The sequence below is a fragment of the Frankia sp. AiPs1 genome (assembly GCF_023716945.1).
Classification (GTDB): Bacteria; Actinomycetota; Actinomycetes; order Frankiales; family Frankiaceae; genus Frankia.
Genome location: NZ_JAMQQF010000001.1, coordinates 108976 through 128115, shown reverse-complemented (window position 1 = coordinate 128115; position 19140 = coordinate 108976). Strand labels below are relative to the sequence as shown.

Sequence of the window (19140 nt, the reverse complement as noted above, 5' to 3'; positions counted from 1 at the left end):
CGCCGGGCGTGGTGGGCTCGGCGTTGCCCGGCGCCGCGGGCACGGTGCCGCTGACCGAGTCACTGCCGGCGTTGCTGGCCCGCCCGCACCTGCTGGTGCTCGACGCCGCCGAAGGCGCGGGCTTCGGCCGGGTCGAGGCCGTCGACGTGCGTGCTCCGGCCGGGCCACGCGCGCCGACGTCCCTGACCTGCGACCGGGTGGACCAGCGAGCCGGGCACGGCATCTGCCTGCGCGACGACCGGGCGTCCGCCCGCGCGGGGGTCGCGGTGTTCGACGACCGGCTGCGCGTGCTGTTCCGGCTGCCGATCGCGGGGCTGGCCAGCCGGACGCGGGTGGCGCCGGACGGGCGGATCGGCGCGGTGACCACCTTCGTCGCCGGCGACGCCTACAACATCGACACGTTCTCGACCCGGACGTTGCTCATCGATCTCACCGCCGGCCGGATCGTCGCCGACCTGGAGGACTTCGCCGTGACGCGGGCCGGGCGGCGGATACACGCCATCGACGAGAACTTCTGGGGCGTCACCTTCGCGGCGGATTCCGACACCTTCTACGCCACCCTGCACACCGGCGACCGCTACTACCTCATCCGCGGGCACGTGCGCGACCGGCGGGCGGAGGTCCTACGCGACGGCGTGGAGTGCCCGTCGCTGTCCCCGGCCGGCGACCGCATCGCCTACAAGTCCCGGCGCAGCCACGGCTTCGCCCCGGCGACCTGGCGCCTGCACGTCCTCGACCTGGCGACCGGCGCGGACCGGCCGCTCGCCGAGACCCGTGACGTGGACGACCAGGCCGCCTGGACCGACAACGACCACGTCAGCTACGCCGTGGCGAACCCCGGCCCCGACAGGCCCCTCGCCGACACCTGGACGGTCCCGGCCGACGGCACCGGTCGCCCACGGCTGCTCGTCCCGGCCGCCCAGTCCGTGGTCCCGGTCGCCCCGCCCGTTCCGAGCTGACACCTACCACATTTGTGCGTGCCGCCCCCTCGGTGTTGGTCAGGGCAGCAGCCTCGGATAGTAGTTTTCCGGGCCGACGGCGCGTAGATCATTCTCCATCGAGCTGTCATACAGGTCTGGCTGGCCGTCGGGGCCGTATTCGAAGCGCCAGGCCTGGCGTTTGTAGGTCCAGTTCAGCGGCTGCAACTCGTGGGCGCGCCGCCAGTGCCCCACCGCGGCGAGGTGGTCGCCGGCGTGTTCGAGATGCTGACCGAGTTCGAAGTGGGCGGCGGCCGTCGCGACCTCGGGCGGGCGGGGGGCGGAGCGGTCGACGACCTCGTCCGGCGCCAGAACGTACTCGCTGGCCGCGCCCTTGTCCGCCCAGTCGAGCAGCATCCGCAGATACAGCTCCGGTTCGGCGTGGTCGGCGATGACCCGGGTCATCTCGACCAGGGAGACGGTCGAGTCGGACAGCCCGTCGTCGCTGCGCAGCACCTCGCGCATCCGGTCGAGGGTGCCGACGCTCGCGGTGGCCTCGCGGGCGAGGTCGGCCCTGCGTAACTCGTCGAAGATGACGACCCGGCCGGGGAAGGCCGGCTCGGCCGGGCGCACGATCATCCCCGCCTCGTCGATCCACACCCCGCTCGGCACGTTGACGACGCCGAACAGCCGCCCGAGGCTGTGCTCGGCGTCGATCGCCGCCGGGTGCCGCGGCGCCGCCCGTTCCACGAACTGCCGCCCGGCGTCGGGGCCCGCGACGTCCATCGCCACCGTGACGATCTCCAGGTTGCTCCCGCGCAGCCGTTCCCGCAGCTCGGCCCACAGCGGCAGGTCGTGGGCGCAGCCGCACCAGGACGCCCAGGCGACGAGCAGCACCTTCGTCCCACGCAGCCGCGAGAGCTGGAACGTCGCGCCGTCGAACGTCGGCAGCGTCAGCTCCGGCGCCTGCGCGGTGGACAGCGCCCGGCCGGTGACGGCGGCCTCGGGCCCGACCGCCGTCAGCCCGTGCTCCGCGTCGACGACGAGCGGCATCCCGAGCCGGCCGGCGACCACCTCGACGACGATGTCACCGGCGGCGTCCCGGGCCTCGGCCGGCAGCGGTACGCAGTGTTCGCCCTTGCAGGCGCCCTGCGGCTTGATCGACCAGCCGGTTCCGGCGGTGAAGACCGCCGGGTCCACGGTGTCCGTGCTCACGAGCATGTGTTGCTCCTCGGATCGGGGCTGGCGTCGGGGTCACGCCCGGGCCCAGGGTCTAGCCCAGGGTCTAGCCCAGGGTCTAGAGGACGACCTTGGGCAGCGCGTACTGTTCGAGCCGCGCCCGCATCGGGACGGCCTCGGCGACCCGCGCCTCGGTCTGGGCGGCGAAGTACTCCAGCAGGGCGACGTCGTGCTCGGGGCCCGCGGCCAGCACGAACCGTTCCAGCTCGGTGTCGGCGGCGGCCTGGTCGGCGGGGCGGTGGCCGAGCAGGACGGCGGCCCGGTCGAGGTCGCGCTCGACGTTCGCCGCTCCCACGGCGACCATCGCGCCCGCCCACCGGGCCAGGGCGAGCGCCGCGCTCTGGTTGGCCTCGTCGACGGGCGTCGCCGGCACCATCCGCCGCACGGTGCCCTCGAGCACCGTGGCGATGCGGGCGGGATAGCCCGTCGGGACGGTCACCGGCGGCGCGGGCTCGATCTTGACGCCCTCGACCTCGGCGATCGCCCACAGCATCGCCCGGCGGACCATCAGATCCCAGGTCAGGTACTCGGCCTGCTGATCGGCGGGGCGCAGCTCGGTCAGCGGCCCGCTGAGCGCCATCACCGCGGTGAGCATGTACGTGGCCGTGTAGAACGACAGCGCCGAGGGGTCGACGGTCGTGCCGGCCACCCGCTGGTAGTGGCGGATCATGTGCTCGATGTCGGCGCCGAGCGGCTCGGTGCCGGCCCGGGTGCGCAGCCCGGCCAGGTCGGACAGCGGATCGCCGATGTGCGACGCCTCGAAGTCGTAGACGCAGGTGATCCGGCCGTCGACGAACAGGAACTGGCCGGTGTCACCGTGGATGAACCGGGCCCGGTTGCCGGCGGTGGGCAGCCGGCGCCGCGCCCAGCGCAGCGCCCACTCGACGAGCGGTTCCGCGGCCTTCTTCGTCCGCCGGTACAGCCGCTCGTTGGCGTCGACGAACGCGAGCTGCGCCCCCGCGGGCGTGGTCGGGACCTCGATGCCGGCGGCGGCGAACTCGGCCACGTCGATACCGTGCATCCGGGCGAGGATCTCCATATATTGCTCGGCGATGCCGCGGCGCTCGTCGTCGTCCGCCGCCTCGGCGACGTCGCGGGTCCCGGGCACCCGATCCATGACGATGCCGATCGGATCGCTGCTCATGCCGTGGACGTGGGGGACCGGGACGCCGTTGCGCTCCAGGATCCGCAGGATCGCGGCCTCGCGGTCCAGCCCCGGATAGGGCTCGGCGTCGATCTGCTTGTCCCCGCGGACGTACAGCGCCAGTTCGGTTCCGTCCCGGTCGACGGTGAGGTACCAGGCCTTGCGCCAGCGCGGCTGGCGTTCGATCGCGGTGACCCTGCCGCCGACCAGCTCCTCGACCCGGGCGACGAGGCGGTCCTCCTCCGCGGTGCGGGCGGCTGCCGCCGGGCCGTCGGTGGCCTCGGCCCCGGTCACGGCTGGATCTGGGGGTAGTAGTTCTCGGCGCCGAGGGCGCGGACGTCGTCGAGCCAGCCGGTGCCGTAGGCGTCGATCGTCCGCACGGACTCCGGTTCGGCGAGGTTCCAGGCCTGGCGCTTGTACGTCCAGTTGTCGGGTTGCAGGCGGTGCGCCTCGCGCCAGTGGGCGACGGCGGCGGGGTGGTCGCCGGCGCGGTGGACGTACTCGCCGAGTTCGAAGCGGGCGGCGGCCCGGCTGGCGGCGCCGTCGCGCGGGCGGGCGCGGTCGAGCACCTCGTGCGGTTCGAGGGCGTACCGGCTGGCGCGGCCGTTCGCCACCCAGTCCCGGATCATCGCCGGGTACACCGCCGGGTCGATGACCATCTTCCCGATCTCGGCGCGGACGTCGCGATGGTCGGCGGGCAGCTCGTCGAGCGATCGCGCGGCGGTCTCGGAGCTGGCGTGCGGATCCTCGATCCAGGCCGGCTCCGCCGGGCGGACGATGACGCCGTCCTCGTCGATCCACAGCCCGTTCGGCACGTTGACGACGCCGAACTTGGCTCCCAGCTCGTGCCGGGCATCGATGAGCGCGGGATGGTTTCTGCCGGCCTTCTCGATCCAGGGCCGGGCGGCGTCCGGACCGCCGGTGTCCAGCGCGACCGTGACGACCTCGAGGCCGAGCGGGTGCAGCTGTTCGCGCAGCGCGCTCCACAGCCGCAGGTCCTCGCGGCAGCCGCACCAGGAGGCCCAGGCGACGAGCACGACCTTCTGCCCGCGCAGGCTGTCCAGCCGAAACGGCGTCCCGTCCAGTTGGGGCAGTTCGAGCGGCGGCGCCTGCGCGGTGGTCAGCGCCCGGCCGGTGACCGCGGACTCCGGGCCCAGCGCCCACACGCCGTGCGCCTCGTCCGCGACCAGGCCCATGCCGAGGCGTTCGGCGAGCCCGGTCACGTCGAGCCGGCCGTCGGACCGGCGCACGGAGCTCGGTAATGGCACGCACACGTCGCCCTTGCAGGCGCCCTGCGCCTTGATGGCCCAACCGGTGCCGGCCTGGAAGCCGGCGGGGTCCACGGCGAGATCGTCGAGGATCACGCCGTCTCCAGTCCCATCAGGCCGAGCATGGTCCCCGGGTCGACGCCCATCCGGTGCGACAGGGACAGGGCGTCCCAGTACTCGCGCCACGCGACGATGCGGCCGTCGTCGTTGACCTCGAAGATGGCGAGCAGCGGGTTCGACACCCGGGTGCCGTCGTGCAGCATCGTCACGTGATCGATCCGTTCGGTGACGACGTGGCGGTCGTCGCTGACCACGGTGAGGATCTCGCAGACGCAGTCGGAGTAGTCGCCGGCCTGCCGGGCGAGTTCTTTGGCGATGAGTTCCCGGCCGCGCAGCGCCTCCCGGCCGGGCACGCTCATCTGGTACGTCGCGTCCTCGGTGAACTGGGCCAGCAACCGGTCCATGTTGCCGACGAAGTCGCCCTCGTCGAACAGGCGCAGAAGTTCGCGGACGGGTGCTTCCTGCCGTGTACCCATTGGGCGGGAGCCCTCCTCGGGGTCGGGTCGGCCCGCTGGGTCGGCTTCTGCGGGGCCTCGCGCGAGGTGTCCGGCGAGGTGTCCGGGGGCAGCGGGTTCCTCCGGGCGGGCCCGGAGGAACCGTAACCACCGCCCCCGACGAACCGCAAGGATCAGGTCGATAAATGAACTCTTCGGCCTATCTTTTGTCGCCTGCCTTCCGGTCTCATGACGTCTGCCCACCCGCCCCGGCGGACGGCGCCGACGCGGGGAAGACCAGTGGCAGGGCGTCCAGCCCGAGCGTGCCGCGTGGCCACCTCACCTGCGGCGACGCGCCGGGGGCAAGATCGTAGTCGGGGATCAGCCGGTGCCACTCCGCCAGCACCAGGCGCATCTCCAGCCGCGCCAGGTGCGAGCCCAGGCAGCGGTGCACCCCGGCGCCGAAGCTCAGATGCGGGTTGTCGCCGCGGTGGAAGTTCACCGCGTAGGGGTCGGGATGGCGGAGCTCGTCCCGGTTCGCGGCGGCGAGATTGGTGGTGACCCGGGTGTCCGCGGGCAGCGTCCGCCCGTCCAGCACGGTCTGTTCGGTGGTCACCCGCGGCACGAACGGCGCCGGCGGGTCGAGGCGCAGGAGCTCCTCGATCGCGGCCGGGATGAGCGCGGGATCCTCGACGATCTCGCGGCGCCGGTCCGGGTTGCGGATCAGCCGGTCCATGCCGAACCCGAGCGCGTCCACGACGGTGTCCAGACCCGCCAGGACGAACAGGAAGCACAGGCCGATGGCCTCCTCGTCGGTCAGGGCCTCGTCGCCCGTCAGACAGAGCAGCTGGCTCAGGACGTCGTCGCCCGCGACCCCGCGGCGCGCCGGGACCAGGTCGGCCAGGTAGCTGAACAGCCCCAGCGCCGTGGCCATGGCGGCCTCGGTCGTGGCCTCGTCCAGGGCGGTGTTACCGGAGGGGTCGCTGATCCCGAGAATGGCGTCCTTCCATTCGATGAACTGGTCGCGCATCTCCAGCGGCAACCCGAACAGCGTGAGGAACACCTGAACCGGGAAGATTCCCGCCACCTCGGCGACGTATTCGCAGGACCCGCGGCGCACCAACGGCTCGATGATCTCGATGATCTGCCGGCGTAACTCATCCTCCAGCGGTCGGATGGCCCGCGGGCTGAAGAACGGCTGGAGAATGCGTCGGTAACGGGTCTGGTCGGGCGGGTCGAACGCGATGGGCACGAGCGGCAGCGGGCTGCCGAGGACGTCGAACGCCTTCTTCGACGAGAAGACCGAGGGCTGGCGTAACACGGTCTCGACGGTCTCGACATCGGTTACCGCGACGCCACCGTCGAGCTGCACCGTGCGGCCGTGTTCGCGAATCTGGCGCCAGGCCGCGTCCCGATCCCGCCCGATCGGAAGATCTTTGATTGTGAGCTTCCCGCTGTTTGGCTCGTCGGTCATGGCCGTCTCCTCGACTCGTTCGCCGGCACGCCGTGTGACCCACGACTCATCCCGGGCCTGTGAGGCAGAGTGCCTCACAACTTCTTTGTGAGTCAAGATGTCTCATAGAATTTCGACCCATGGAGACGACGGCCGAGGACGCCCGAATCGCCCGCACCCGCGCCGCGGTGCGCGAGGCCGTGCGGTCGCTGTTCGAGGACGAGGGTCCCGCGGCGCTGACGCACCAGCGCGTGGCGCAGCGGGCCGAGGTGGGCCGGGCGACGATCTACCGGCACTGGCCGCGCCAGATCGACCTGATCACCGAGGCGCTGATGATCACCGAACAGCCGCTGCTGCGTGCCGGCGAGGGCCCCCTGCGGGAGTGGCTCAGCCGCGAGCTGATCCGGTCAGCGGCCGATCTCGCCCAGCCGGTCGCCCGGCAGTTCCTCACCACCGTCATCGCCACCGCCGACCAGAACCCCGCCGTGGCCGGCCTCCGCGACGACCTCCTGCGGCGCATCTCGTCGCTGCTGCGCGGCGCGATCGACCGGGCGGTCGCCGCCGGCGAGACGGTGGCGGACCGCGACAACGACGAACTGCTCGCCCAGATCCTCGGCCCGTTGATCTTCCGGGTGACGATCCAACGCGCCCCCGTCGACCGCGCCTTCGCCGACCGCATCGTCGACGCCGCCCTCGGCCCCCGTCGAACCTCGGATAATGATCATGTATCGGTAGCGGCAGGCCGCGATGCGCGGGAGAGAGCGCGGTGCGAAGTGCACGATCCGCAGGCGCCAAACCGCGCACAACGCACCGCGACTGGCCTCCGCCCTGGTCCGGACTTGCCCGTCTAGCGAAAAGGCCGGGACCGGGAATGTGGCCGCCGCGCTGAGAACCCGGCCGAAATGCTGCCACTACGGGTCCGGGGCCACGGCCCGATTCCCGATTCCTCCGTAGCCGGTCGTTGCGTGGTCTTGACGGCGACGAACCGGGTAGAGGTCCCCCGTTCGAGTCCATGGACCTGACGGGAGGACCGATGGTGGACACCGGCCTGGGACGGTGGGCGAAGCGGCAGCTCGACCCGCGCAACGGCTACGACGTCCGTGCCCTGATGGCCCTGATCGGCATTCCGTTCCTGATCGCCGGAGCCCTGATCGGCACAATCTTCGGCAATGCCGAGGCCGGACTGACCGTCGCCGGGATCGCCTGGGCCGGCGCGATGCTGGTGTGGGCCTTCGTGGGGCTCGGCTTCTACTTCCGCAGGTTGGCGACGAAGAACGGCCGCGCCGGGCTGCGCGCCGAGCGGGAGCGCCGCCGGGACCCGTCCCTGCACTGGATGGACCGCTGAGTCGATCCCGCCGCACCCGGACGGGCGGGTTCCCGTGCTGGCCGCAGCCGCTTCGGGGAACCCGTCCGCCGGGGTTCTGGTGGATCAGCCCTTGCCGTTGCTGGAGCGGGCCGCGAACGCGCGGGCCCGTTCGGCGACCTCGGGCGAGGAGAACGACTCGCTTTCGGTCGACAGGGCGTAGGGCAGCACCTTCAGGGCGGCGTGCTGCAGGTGCAGGTTGAGGGAGCGCTTGGTCTCCTGCAGCGCCTGGGCGGGCTGCCCGGCCAGCTTTTCCGCCAGGGCCATCGCCTCGTCGAGCAGCTTCTCGTGCGGGACGACCCGGTTGGCCAGGCCCAGCTCGACGGCGGTGGCGGCCGGGATCCGCTCGCCGGTGAACAGGTACTCCTTGGCCTTGAGCAGGCTCATCATGAACGGCCAGGTCACCACGCCGCCGTCGCCGGCGACGAGCCCGACGTTGACGTGGGTGTCGGCCAGGTAGGCCTTCTCCGACATGAGAACGATGTCGCAGGACACCGCGATGCTGCAGCCGAGGCCGACCGCCGGGCCGTTCACCGCGGCGATCACCGGCACGTGGCAGCCGAGGATGTGGTCGACGAGCAGGCGGGCGGTGCGCATGTTGGACCGGCGGTGGTCGAGGTCCTCGACGCACGCCAGGAAGCCCGGGATGTCGCCGCCGGCGGAGAAGGCGCGCCCGGCGCCGGTGAGCACGACGGCGCGGACCTCGCGGTCGCGCATGACCTTCACCCACACGTCGGTGAGGGCCTCGTGCAGCGCGTCGGTCATCGGATTGAGCTTGTCGGGGTCGTTGAGCGTGATGACCCGGATCGGGCCGACCGACTCGTAGCGCAGCAGGTCGTGGGCGTCGTCTACCACTGAGAAGGTTCCACTTCGTGAGGACGGAAAGGAAGGATCGGAGCTGGCCGCAGCCGCCCGCCCGCGGGCTCAGGGCAGCCCCCGGGCACAGGGCAGCCCCCGGGCACAGGGCAGCCAGCGCGTCAGAGCAGCCAGCGCGTCAGAGCAGCTCGAGGATGGTGGCGTTGGCCTGACCGCCGCCCTCGCACATGGTCTGCAGGCCGTACCGGATGCCGTTGTCCCGCATGTGGTGGACGAGCGTGGTCATGATCCGTGCGCCCGAGCCGCCGAGGGGGTGGCCGAGCGCGATCGCGCCGCCGTTGGGGTTGACCGTGACGGGGTCGGCGCCGAACTCGGCCAGCCACGCCAGCGGGACCGGCGCGAACGCCTCGTTGACCTCGAACGCGCCGATGTCGCCGAGGGACAGGCCGCTGCGCGCCAGCACCTTGTGGGTGGCCGGGATGGGACCGGTCAGCATCATGACGGGGTCGGAGCCGACGACGACCGCGGTGTGCACGCGGGCGATCGGGGTGAGGCCGAGCTCGGCCGCCCGCTCGCTCGTCGTCAGGAGCAGTGCGGCGGAACCGTCGGAGATCTGCGAGGCGTTGCCGGCCGTGACGACGCCGCCGTCCGGGCGGAAGACGGTCTTCAGCTTGCCGAGGGACTCGAGGGTGCCGCCGCGGCGGACGCCCTCGTCGGCGGCGAACACGCCGCCGCCCGGCAGGTCGACCGGGGCGATCTGGGCCTCGAACCGACCGGCGTCCTGGGCCGCCGCCGCCCGCGCGTGGCTGGCGAGCGAGAACTCGTCGCAGTCGGTCCGCGACAGGCCCCACTTCTCGGCGATCATCTCGGCGCCGACGCCCTGGTTGGGACGCACCCCGCCGCAGTACTCGATGAACCTGGCCGGATGCGGCTTGGCGTCGCCGACCGCGGAACCCATCGGCACCCGGGTCATCGACTCGACGCCGCCCGCCACGACCACGTCGTAGTGCCCGGCGATGACCCCGGCGGCGGCGAAGTGGACGGCCTGCTGCGACGAGCCGCACTGCCGGTCGACGGTCGTGCCGGGTACATGTTCCGGCCAACCGGCGGTGATCACCGCGGTGCGGGCGACGTCGAGGGCCTGCTCGCCGACCTGCGAGACGACCCCCCACACGACGTCGTCGACCAGGCCGGGGTCGATCCCGCTGCGGGCGGCCAGCTCCGTCAGCACGTGCGCCGACAGATCGCCGGGATGGACCCCGGCCAGTGCCCCGTTCCGCTTGCCCACCGGCGACCGCACCGCTTCGACGATCACTGCATCCCGCATGACCCCACCACCTTGCCCATAGTCGTCCGTTTCTCCTTGCCGGCCAGCGTCACACGTCGGGGCGTCACAGGCCCGCGGCCAGCGCCTTCGCCTCCCGGCGGTGGGCGTGCAGGATCGGCTCGGTGTAGCCGTTGGGCTGCCGGGCGCCGTCGAAGATGAGGCTGGTGGCGCAGCGGAAGGCGACACCGTCGAAGTCCGGGGCCATCGGCCGGTAGGCGGGATCGTCGGCGTTCTGCTTGTCGACGACGGCGGCCATCCGCTGCAGGCTGGCGTGCACCTGCTCCGGGGTGACGACGCCGTGGCGCAGCCAGTTCGCCATGAGCTGGCTGGAGATCCGCAGGGTGGCGCGGTCCTCCATCAGCGCGACGTCGTGGATGTCGGGCACCTTCGAGCAGCCGATGCCCTGGTCGATCCAGCGCACGACGTAGCCGAGGATCGACTGCGCGTTGTTGTCGATCTCCTGCTGGCGGTCCTCGGCGCTCCACGCGGCCGGGTCGCCGAGCGGGATCCGCAGGATGTCGCGCAGGTCCGCGCGGGGCCGGTCGGCGAGCTCGCGTTGGCGGGCGAAGACGTCGACCTGGTGGTAGTGCAGCGCGTGCAGGGTCGCCGCGGTGGGCGAGGGCACCCAGGCCGTCGTCGCACCGGCCCGGAGCTGGCCGATCTTCTGGGTCAGCATGTCGGCCATCAGGTCGGGCATCGCCCACATGCCCTTGCCGATCTGGGCGCGGCCCGACAGGCCGGCCGCCAGCCCCTGGTCGACGTTGTTGTTCTCGTAGGTGGTGATCCAGGTCTGCGTCTTCATGTCGGCCTTGCGCACCATCGGCCCGGCCTCGAAGGAGGTGTGGATCTCGTCGCCGGACCGGTCCAGGAAGCCGGTGTTGATGAACACCACCCGCCGGCGGGCCGCCTCGATCGACGCGGCGAGGTTGACCGTGGTGCGGCGCTCCTCGTCCATAATGCCGATCTTGAGGGTGTCAGCCGGCAGGCCGAGCAGCTTCTCGACCCGGCTGAACAGGTCGACGGTGAGGGCGGCCTCGGCCGGGCCGTGCATCTTCGGCTTGACGATGTAGATCGAGCCGGTGCGGCTGTTGCGCCGGGCCGCGTCCGCGCGCAGGCTCGGCAGTGCCGCCAGGGACGTGATGATCGCGTCGAGGATGCCTTCGAACACCTCCGCGCCGTCGGCGTCGAGGATCGCGTCGGTGGTCATCAGGTGCCCGACGTTGCGGACGAGCAGCAGCGCCCGGCCCGGGAGCACGACCTGCCCGCCGTCCGGCGCGGTGAACGTCCGGTCCGCGGCCAGCGCGCGGTCGAACGACGACCCGCCCTTGGTCACCTTCGCGGTCAGGGTGCCCTGGTTCAACGCCAGCCAGTTGGCGTAGGCCGCCACCTTGTCCTCGGCGTCGACGGCGGTGATGGAGTCCTCGAAGTCGACGATCGTGGTGAGCGCGGACTCGAGAACGACGTCCTGGATCCCGGCGGGGTCACCGGCGCCGATCGCACCGGCGCGGTCGATGCGGATCTCGACGTGCAGGCCGTGGTGGACCAGCAGGATCCCGCTGGGCGACGCCGCCTCGCCGGTGTAGCCGCGCAGCGCCGAGGGGTCGGCGAGGCCGGTCTTCGTGCCGGCGCTCAGCGTGACGACCAGCTCGCCGGCGACGACGGCGTACTGCGCCGCGTCGGCGTGGCCGCCCTCGCGCAGCGGCGCGACCTCGTCGAGCAGCGCCCGCGCATGGGCGATGACCTTCGCGCCGCGGACCGGGTTGTAGGGCCCGTCGCGGTGGGCGCCGTCGTCCTCGGTGATCGCGTCGGTGCCGTAGAGCGCGTCGTACAGCGAGCCCCAGCGCGCGTTCGCGGCGTTGAGCGCATACCGGGCGTTGAGGACCGGCACGACGAGCTGCGGACCCGCGGTCGACGCGATCTCGTCGTCGACGTTCTCGGTCGTGATCTGGAACGGCTCGGGCTCGGGCCGCAGGTAGCCGATCTCCACCAGGAAGTCGTGGTAGGCCTGCGCGTCGTGCTCGGCGCCGGCGCGGGCGCGGTGCCAGTCGTCGATCTTCCCCTGCAACTCGTCGCGCTCGGCGAGCAGGGCCCGGTTGACGGGCGTGAGCGCGGCGACGATCTCCTCGACGCCCCGCCAGAAGGCCGCGGGCTCTACTCCCGAGCCGGGCAGGGCGGCGGTCTGCACGAACTCGTGCAGGCTCGCCGCCACCTGGAGGGCGCCGATCTGGATCCGTTCGGTCATCGTCTGTCCTTGTCGTGTGGTTGCGGTGCCGAGCGGCGCGGTCGGGTTGTCCGGCGCGGTCGGGTTGTCCTGGGCGGCCGTCCACCGACGGCCTGCGCCGTCAGGGGAAGATCGCCCCGGGGTTGAGGATGCCCAGCGGGTCGAGCGCCCGCTTGATGCGCAGGGACAACTCCATCACCTCCGGGCCGAGCTGGTCGGGCAACCAGGCCTTCTTGAGCCGGCCGACGCCGTGCTCGCCGGTGATCGTGCCGTCGAGCGTGATGGCGAGGTCCATCACCTCGCCGAAGGCGAGCTCGGCCCGCTGGGCCATGTCCGCGTCGGCCGGGTCGAAGACGATGAGGGGATGGGTGTTGCCGTCGCCGGCGTGCGCGATCAGCGCGATCGTCAGCGCGCGGTCGGCCGCGATCGTCTCGATGCCCCGGACGAGCTCCGGTAATCGCGGTAACGGCACGCCGACATCCTCGAGCAGCAGCGCGCCGCGCCGCTCCACCGCGGGGATCGCCGCCCGGCGGGCGGCGACGAACGCCTCGCCCTCGTCCGGATCGCCGGTCGCCAGCGTCTCGGTGGCGCCGCTGGCCACACAGGCGTCGTGCATGATCTTCATCTCGCGCTCGGCGGCGAGGTACTGGCTGTCGGAGCGGGCCACGAGCAGTGCGGCGGCGTCGCGGTCGAGCCCCATGTGCAGGACGTCCTCGACGGCGTTGATCGACGTCCGGTCCATGAACTCCAGCATCGCGGGCCGGATGGCGGAGGTGATCGCGAGGATGGCCGCGGTGGCCGCCTCGGTGGTGGGAAAGGCGGCTACCAGCGTGCTCGACGGCGGCTGGGCCGGGAGGAGGCGCAGGGTGGCCTCGGTGACGATGCCGAGGGTCCCCTCGCTGCCGACGAACAGCTTGGTCAGGGACAGCCCGGCGACGTCCTTGAGCCGCGGGCCGCCGAGGCGCACCACCCGCCCGTCGGCGAGCACGACCTCCAGCCCGAGCACGTAGTCGGTCGTGACGCCGTACTTCACGCAGCACAGTCCGCCGGCGTTCGTCGCGACGTTGCCCCCGATGGAACAGATCTCGAACGACGACGGGTCGGGCGGATACCACAGCCCTCGGGCCGCGGCCGCCGCCTTGACCTCGGCGTTGAGCAGGCCCGGTTGTACGACGGCGATCCGGGTGAGCGGGTCGACGCGGATCGCGCGCATCCGCTCCGTCGACAGCACGATGCCCCCGGTGACGGCGGTGGATCCGCCGGACAGCCCGGTACCCGCCCCCCGCGGGACCACCGCGACGCGGTGCCGGGCCGCCCACCGGACGGCGATCTGGACGTGTTCGGTCGACTCCGCGCGCACCGCCGCGAGCGGATGCCCCGCCAGCGGGTCCGCCGCGCGGTCACGCCGGTACTTCTCGAGCAGGTCCGGATCGGTGACGACCACCCCGGCGGGCAGCGCGTCGACCAGCTCGGCGAGCTCGGCGATGGTGACGTCCTCCACGGTCACAGGGGCCAGCCTTTCCGAGGGGAGGGTCCACGCGACGTCGCCGGGCACCCTGCCAGCTTCCACCATACGGAAAAAGAAATCTGTATCGTGATACGAACGTAGGGCGGGCCGCCGTCTTGGTCAAGGCGAACGTCGGTGTGCAAGCGGTGTGCAGGCCGCGTTCAGGCCGCATTCAGGCAGAGTGCAGGCCAGGTGCGGGCAGAGCGCAGGCACGTGCAGGCCGCGTGTGGGTGAAGTGCGGGCCGATGCGCGGGTGCCCGGGGCCGATCCGCGGCCCGAGGTGAGAGGAAGGCGGGCGGACATGCCGGTCGAGCAGCGTGCGGCAACGGTGCAGTCGGTCCAGCGTGCCCTGGACATCCTCGAGGTGGTGGAGGCGGCGGGGGGCGGCTGTTCGATCAGTGCGATGGCCGCGGCGACCGGCCTGCCGCTGCCGACCATCCACCGGCTGGTCCAGACCCTCACCATCCGCGGCTACCTGCGCCGCCTGCCCGACCGCCGGTACTGCCTGGGTTCCCGGCTGGTCCCGCTGGGCGCCGGCGCGAACGCCTTGCTCGGTGAGCGGGCCGCCCCGGTCCTGCGCGCGCTCGCCGACGGGCTCGGCGAGTCGGCCAATCTTGCGGTCCTGGCCGGCGAGCGGGCCGAGTACGTCGCCCAGGCCCCCGGGGTGTACTCGATGCGCACCTTCACCGAGGTGGGCCGGCGGGTCCCGCTGCACTGCACCGGCGTCGGCAAGGCGCTGCTGTCGACCCTCTCCGACGGCGAGGCCCGCTCGATCCTCACCCGCTCGACGCTGTCCACCCACACCGCCACGACCATCGTCGAGGTCGACGCACTGCTCGACGAGCTGGCCGGCATCCGCGCCCGCGGCTACGCCTTCGACGAGGGCGAGATGGAGGTCGGGGTGCGCTGCGTCGCGATGCCGGTGTCCGTGCCCGGCATGTCGCCGATGGCGCTGTCCGTGTCGGGGCCGGCCGTACGCATGAGCGACGATCTCGCCGGCCGCGCGGCGCCAGCCCTGTCACGCGCCTGCGCCGACCTCACCACCATTCTCACCTGAACCACCGGCCGCGTGCGGGCAGTAAGGAGGCCCAGCGACTGGCTCGGCGGCGCCGCCCCCGCGGCGCCGACGCGTTCGCCATCCTCACCGATGGCGCGGCGCCGGACCTGCTCGGGCCCGGCGCCAATGTCTACCGCCTCGCGTTGCATCCCGCCGGGCTGGCGCCGCGCATCGGTCCGCCCGACGGTCCTGACCCCACCCGCCACACCAGGCCACGAGGAGCGGCACATGCAGCGTCTGACCAAGCAGCCCACGACCAAGGGGCCGGCGGAGGTGTTCACCGGGGACGTGTGGTTCGACGTCGTCGCCAGGGGCGAGGAACCCTCCCGGGTCCGCGTCAACACGGTGCGCTTCGCGCCCTGCGCCCGGACGGCCTGGCACTCCCATGCCGTGGGCCAGACCCTCTACGTCACCGAAGGCGTCGGCTACGTGCAGGCCCGCGGCGGCGAGGTCGTGGTGATGCGTCCCGGCGACGTGCTCTACACGCCGCCCGGCGAGGAGCACTGGCACGGCGCCGCGCCCGACCACTTCATGACGCACATCGCCATCTGGGAGGCCCCGGCCGACGGCCCGGAGGTCACGTGGGGCTCTCACGTGACCGACGCCGAGTACGGCCGCGGTTGAGATCCTCCTAGGTTCCGGCGACCGCCTCGCGGACTGCCGGCACGACCTCGCCCGCCCAGGTACCGAGGGCGAGGTCCGTCGGGGTGCCGTCCTGGACCGGGAAGTAGACGAATCCGGCGGCGCCTGTCGCCAGCACGGCCGTGGTGAGTTCGTCGACCCACTGGGCGACCGAACCGCCGATCCAACGGCCGGCGTCGTCGCGAGTGGCGGCCAGCGGCGCCGAGGTGAAGCGGCCGGGAAGGTTGTAGATGGTCGCGATCTGCGCCGGATCCCGGCCGGCCGCCGCGGCCGCCGCGTCGATGAGCGGGCGCGACTGCGCCACCCGCGCGCTGCGCCAGTCGGCGGCGTAGCCGGGCAGCCAGCCGTCGGCGAGCCTGCCCGTGACCGCCAGCGACGCCGGGCCGCCTGACCCCGTCCAGATCGGCGGGACCGCGACGGACGCCGGAACGAGGCCCGCGACCTGGTAGAACTCGCCGTCGAAGGTCACCGGGTCGCCGCCACCGCAGAGTGCCTTCACGACGAGGATCGCCTCCTCCATCGCCCGGACGGCCTGCGCCGGAGAACGCCGGGGGACGCCGAGCCGGGCCATGTCGTCCCACAGCCCGCCCGCCCCGATCCCGAGCGCGACGCGCCCGCCGGACAGCGCGGACAGCGCGGTGACGGCGCGGGCCAGCATCGGCGCGGGCCGGCTCGGCACGTTGGTCACGTTCACCGCCCCGGTGACCCGCGCCGTCCGGCCCAGGACTACTCCCAGGACCGAGTAGGCGTCCAGCCGGTCGGCGAAGTACGGATGATCAGAGAGGGTGACCAGGTCGAGTCCGTCGCGATCCGCCTGCGACGCGTGCGCGAGCAGGGCGTCCACCTCGCCGACGCCGGTCTCGAGGCCGAACCCGAACAGGACCTTCTTGCTGGTCACCGGCAATCATTCCTCTCCGCTGCGGGCCCCGGCCCGGCGGTCAGATGAGGTCCCGCGGAGCCGGGTGCGGACCATCGAGGCCCGGTCCCTCATCCTCGGTTCCGGCGTGGAGTGCGGGAAGACCCGGCCGGGGCTGGTAGGGGCGGGGGCTGGTAGGGCCGGGGCTGGTAGAGGCAGGGCCACCCTCACGGGGGTCGGATTCAGAGCACCCGGCAGGGAGGTCGCTGGCACCCAACGGGATTCTGCGCCGGGATCCTTGCCGAGATCCTTCTCCCACGGCCGCCGAGTGTCGGATCATTGGCGGCGGAGCGGGCGGTGAGACCACGGTCGCTCCCGGGTCGTACCGTCCGTGCTCGGAAGGATCTGGTGTTGGTATGCGTGTCCGTTTACCGGAATTCGACTTCACCGACGTCTCCCCGCGCTGGGGCGCGAACCTGGAGGCCGTCCATCTCGTGAACGCGCAGGGCATCATCCCGGCCTACGTCGAGCCGTTCCTCATCAAGGTGATGCGCCGCGCGGTGGAGGAGCTGGATCCGCAGGCCGACGCCGAGCTGTTGCGCGACATCGACCTGTTCAACCGGCAGGAGGGCCAGCACTACCGGCTGCACCGGGCGTTCAACGTGATGGTCCGCGACGGCGGCTATCCGGCCATGACCGCCTACGAGGCCGTCCTGGAACGGGACTACGAGCACTTCCTGCGGACCAGGTCGCTGCGCTGGCTGCTCGCCTACTGCGAGGGCTTCGAGACCATCGGCTCGACCGGCGCGGAGCTGTGGGTCGACGGCCTGATGGAGACCGAACTCGGCGCCGCGCCGTCACCGGCGGTCGACCTGTGGAAGTGGCATCTCGCCGAGGAGTACGAGCACCGCACGGTGGTCAACCGCGTCTATCACCGCCTCTACGGCCGCCCCCGGCTGTTCGCGTGGTTGTACCGGGCCCGGGGCATCGTCACCGCCTCCCGGCATCTGAACCGGCGCACCGCACCGCTGCGGACATACCTGCTGGACACCGACCGCCGTGGGATGACGGCCGAGCAGCGCCGGCAGTCCGAGGAGCGGGAGGCGGCCACGGCCAGGAAACTCGGTGCGGCGAACCTTCGCCGGCTCGCCCGTGCGTTCTCGCCGTTCTACGACCCGGCGACGACGCCCCCGCCGGCCGGCCAGCAAACCACCCTGGCCCGCTACCCCGCGGCCGCTGCACAGTCGAAGAAGACGTGATCTCGGCGCTGCGGCAATCGAAGAAGTGATCAAGGGGGTGCCTCGGTCGGCCGGCCGAGGCACCCCGACACGATCACCGGCGCTACGAGCTCGCCTGGGTGTACGAACGGATGCCTCGGCGGCACCGGCGGACAAGGACCTCCTGGCCAGCCAACTGGCGGTTACGCGGGATTCCGGCGACGCGATGATCTCCGCGAGGGAAGCCAGGCCCGAGCCGCGGGTGACCCTCGCCGATGTGCGGGTGAAACGCCGAGTCCAGGTCGGACCCTGTCGACCGTTTCACTGCCGGTCGCCATCTATGCATGTTGTCGCCGGAAGGTGTCGATTGTCTGCCGGGCGTCGGAGCCGCGGCCATTCGCCTTCACCGTCACATTCCTATTTCTCCTGTATCCAGGAAATTCCTGGCTTCCTGATCCGTAAGACACGCCGCCTGGTAGTCGAGCTGCAATAACTTGGCTATTCGCCGTGAGAGTCTGCCGGCGGAGCGGCGGGTCTGTCGGTAAGGGGACATCTGTGATCGGTACACCTAGCACAGGGTTTGTACGCGGATGGCTCGCTACAGTACTTGCTGCCGGAACCGCGCTCGTCGTAATATTCTTGACCGGACTCGTCGGAACACCGGCGGCATCGGCGGCGCAGCCTGTCGTCGGGTTGGGAACCGCCACGTCATTCGCGGTTCTGGCGGGCGCAACCATCACCAACACCGGACCCTCGGTCATCTCGGGCGATCTGGGCCTGAGTCCCGGAACGGCGGTGACCGGATTCCCTCCGGGCGCCGTGATCAACGGCACCCGGCATGTGGCTGATGCTGTCGCCCTCCAGGCCCAGTCGGACCTCACCACGGCCTACAACGATGCGGCTGGGCGGACACCGGCCATCGCCGCGCCCAGTGATCTCGGTGGCCAGACCCTGGTCCAAGGTGTGTACAACACGGCTGCCGCCATGGGCCTGACCGGCACGGTCACTTTGGATGCACAGAACGATCCGAACGCGGTGTTCATCTTCCAGGCGGGATCGACCTTGATCACCGCACCGAACAGCACCGTCGCACTTGTCAACGGCGCCCGGCCCTGCAACGTCTTCTGGCAGGTCGGAAGTTCGGCGACCCTGGGAACCAACACCACATTCGTCGGCAACATCCTGGCGTTGACATCGGTTACGGTGCAAACCGGATCCACCATCGCCGGCCGGGTCCTGGCTCGCAACGGCCAGGTCAGTCTGGACACCAACACGGCCACGCGTTGGGGGTGCCTTCCCCCGCCGACCCCAACCCCGACTCCGACGGTGACTCCAACGGTCACGCCGACGGTGACTCCAACGGTCACGCCGACGGTCACGCCGACGGTCACGCCGACGGTCACGCCGACCGTGACGCCGACGGTGACGCCGACGGTCACGCCGACCGTGACTCCGACGGTGACGCCGACCGTGATTCCGACGGTGACGCCGACGGTCACGCCGACCGTGACTCCGACGGTCACGCCGACCGTGATTCCGACGGTGACGCCGACGGTGACGCCGACGGTCACGCCGACCGTGACTCCGACGGTGACGCCGACCGTGATTCCGACGGTGAC

At 71.8% G+C, this 19140-nt stretch carries 17 protein-coding genes; 7 read left to right on the top strand and 10 right to left on the bottom strand.

The annotated features are described in order from the left end of the window. A partial coding sequence (locus ND748_RS00515) for a TolB-like translocation protein (protein ID WP_251743310.1) occupies positions 1 to 959 on the top strand: 959 nt, incomplete at its 5' end. 39 nt (positions 960 to 998) lie between these two features. Here ND748_RS00515 and ND748_RS00510 read toward each other — a convergent pair. The 5 genes from ND748_RS00510 to ND748_RS00490 all read right to left on the bottom strand — a co-directional run bounded on the left by ND748_RS00510 (position 999) and on the right by ND748_RS00490 (position 6536). After that, on the bottom strand, positions 999 to 2138 hold the full coding sequence (locus ND748_RS00510) for a ResA-like WAxxUGC motif-containing protein (protein ID WP_251743309.1): 1140 nt from the start codon (positions 2136 to 2138) through the stop codon (positions 999 to 1001). 76 nt (positions 2139 to 2214) lie between these two features. Then, positions 2215 to 3594: a phosphotransferase family protein gene (locus ND748_RS00505; protein WP_251743308.1), complete on the bottom strand. Its 1380-nt coding sequence runs from the start codon at positions 3592 to 3594 to the stop codon at positions 2215 to 2217. Further along, positions 3591 to 4664, bottom strand: a complete 1074-nt coding sequence (locus tag ND748_RS00500; protein WP_251743307.1) for a ResA-like WAxxUGC motif-containing protein — start codon at positions 4662 to 4664, stop codon at positions 3591 to 3593. The genes ND748_RS00505 and ND748_RS00500 overlap by 4 nt, the downstream gene beginning before the upstream one ends. Beyond that, a complete protein-coding gene (locus tag ND748_RS00495; RefSeq protein WP_251743306.1) occupies positions 4661 to 5104 on the bottom strand; it encodes a nuclear transport factor 2 family protein in 444 nt (147 codons plus the stop codon). Before ND748_RS00495 ends, ND748_RS00500 begins: the two co-directional genes overlap by 4 nt. Positions 5105 to 5309: 205 nt before the next feature. Next, on the bottom strand, positions 5310 to 6536 hold the full coding sequence (locus tag ND748_RS00490; protein WP_251743305.1) for a cytochrome P450: 1227 nt from the start codon (positions 6534 to 6536) through the stop codon (positions 5310 to 5312). A 119-nt stretch (positions 6537 to 6655) separates the two neighbouring features. Here ND748_RS00490 and ND748_RS00485 point away from each other — a divergent pair, with 119 nt between their 5' ends. Further along, positions 6656 to 7366, top strand: a complete 711-nt coding sequence (locus ND748_RS00485) for a TetR/AcrR family transcriptional regulator (RefSeq protein WP_251743304.1) — start codon at positions 6656 to 6658, stop codon at positions 7364 to 7366. Positions 7367 to 7548: 182 nt separating this feature from the next. Continuing rightward, a complete protein-coding gene (locus ND748_RS00480) occupies positions 7549 to 7860 on the top strand; it encodes a hypothetical protein (protein WP_251743303.1) in 312 nt (103 codons plus the stop codon). Positions 7861 to 7944: 84 nt separating this feature from the next. Here the strand turns inward: ND748_RS00480 and ND748_RS00475 are convergent, their stop codons facing one another. From ND748_RS00475 to ND748_RS00460, 4 genes are all read right to left on the bottom strand, one after another. Continuing rightward, entirely contained in the window at positions 7945 to 8733 is a 789-nt protein-coding gene (locus tag ND748_RS00475) for an enoyl-CoA hydratase/isomerase family protein (protein WP_251743302.1), read from the bottom strand. A 139-nt stretch (positions 8734 to 8872) separates the two neighbouring features. Then, complete coding sequence (locus tag ND748_RS00470) at positions 8873 to 10021, bottom strand: acetyl-CoA C-acyltransferase (RefSeq protein ID WP_251743301.1); 1149 nt, start codon at positions 10019 to 10021, stop codon at positions 8873 to 8875. A gap of 64 nt (positions 10022 to 10085) precedes the next feature. Further along, the gene (locus tag ND748_RS00465) at positions 10086 to 12263 is read right to left on the bottom strand and encodes a malate synthase G (RefSeq protein WP_251743300.1); all 2178 of its coding nucleotides are present in this window, start codon (positions 12261 to 12263) and stop codon (positions 10086 to 10088) included. Positions 12264 to 12363: 100 nt separating this feature from the next. Further along, positions 12364 to 13749, bottom strand: coding sequence for an FAD-binding oxidoreductase (locus tag ND748_RS00460; protein ID WP_251743299.1), 1386 nt, complete (start codon positions 13747 to 13749; stop codon positions 12364 to 12366). Between the two features lie 301 nt (positions 13750 to 14050). Here ND748_RS00460 and ND748_RS00455 point away from each other — a divergent pair, with 301 nt between their 5' ends. Both ND748_RS00455 and ND748_RS00445 read left to right on the top strand, forming a co-directional pair. Next, a complete protein-coding gene (locus ND748_RS00455; protein WP_251743298.1) occupies positions 14051 to 14806 on the top strand; it encodes an IclR family transcriptional regulator in 756 nt (251 codons plus the stop codon). A gap of 228 nt (positions 14807 to 15034) precedes the next feature. Then, positions 15035 to 15430 (top strand): cupin domain-containing protein, encoded by a 396-nt coding sequence (locus ND748_RS00445; protein WP_251743297.1) that lies wholly within the window; start codon positions 15035 to 15037, stop codon positions 15428 to 15430. 7 nt (positions 15431 to 15437) lie between these two features. On the opposite strand, the gene ND748_RS00440 is transcribed toward ND748_RS00445, so the two are convergent. Beyond that, the gene (locus tag ND748_RS00440) at positions 15438 to 16346 is read right to left on the bottom strand and encodes an LLM class flavin-dependent oxidoreductase (RefSeq protein ID WP_251743296.1); all 909 of its coding nucleotides are present in this window, start codon (positions 16344 to 16346) and stop codon (positions 15438 to 15440) included. A gap of 374 nt (positions 16347 to 16720) precedes the next feature. On the opposite strand from ND748_RS00440, the gene ND748_RS00435 reads away from it, so the two are divergent. Together ND748_RS00435 and ND748_RS00430 are read left to right on the top strand one after the other, a co-directional pair. Continuing rightward, the gene (locus tag ND748_RS00435) at positions 16721 to 17563 is read left to right on the top strand and encodes a metal-dependent hydrolase (protein ID WP_251743295.1); all 843 of its coding nucleotides are present in this window, start codon (positions 16721 to 16723) and stop codon (positions 17561 to 17563) included. A 651-nt stretch (positions 17564 to 18214) separates the two neighbouring features. Then, a partial coding sequence (locus tag ND748_RS00430; protein ID WP_251743294.1) for an ice-binding family protein occupies positions 18215 to 19140 on the top strand: 926 nt, incomplete at its 3' end.

Excerpts from the sequence above, each read along its gene's own strand:
- ND748_RS00510 (WP_251743309.1), bottom strand. The coding sequence starts at position 2,138 with ATGCTCGTGAGCACGGACACCGTGGACCCGGCGGTCTTCACCGCCGGA.
- ND748_RS00495 (WP_251743306.1), bottom strand. The coding sequence starts at position 5,104 with ATGGGTACACGGCAGGAAGCACCCGTCCGCGAACTTCTGCGCCTGTTC.
- ND748_RS00490 (WP_251743305.1), bottom strand. The coding sequence starts at position 6,536 with ATGACCGACGAGCCAAACAGCGGGAAGCTCACAATCAAAGATCTTCCG.
- ND748_RS00485 (WP_251743304.1), top strand. The coding sequence starts at position 6,656 with ATGGAGACGACGGCCGAGGACGCCCGAATCGCCCGCACCCGCGCCGCG.
- ND748_RS00480 (WP_251743303.1), top strand. The coding sequence starts at position 7,549 with ATGGTGGACACCGGCCTGGGACGGTGGGCGAAGCGGCAGCTCGACCCG.
- ND748_RS00470 (WP_251743301.1), bottom strand. The coding sequence starts at position 10,021 with ATGCGGGATGCAGTGATCGTCGAAGCGGTGCGGTCGCCGGTGGGCAAG.
- ND748_RS00465 (WP_251743300.1), bottom strand. The coding sequence starts at position 12,263 with ATGACCGAACGGATCCAGATCGGCGCCCTCCAGGTGGCGGCGAGCCTG.
- ND748_RS00455 (WP_251743298.1), top strand. The coding sequence starts at position 14,051 with ATGCCGGTCGAGCAGCGTGCGGCAACGGTGCAGTCGGTCCAGCGTGCC.
- ND748_RS00445 (WP_251743297.1), top strand. The coding sequence starts at position 15,035 with ATGCAGCGTCTGACCAAGCAGCCCACGACCAAGGGGCCGGCGGAGGTG.
- ND748_RS00435 (WP_251743295.1), top strand. The coding sequence starts at position 16,721 with ATGCGTGTCCGTTTACCGGAATTCGACTTCACCGACGTCTCCCCGCGC.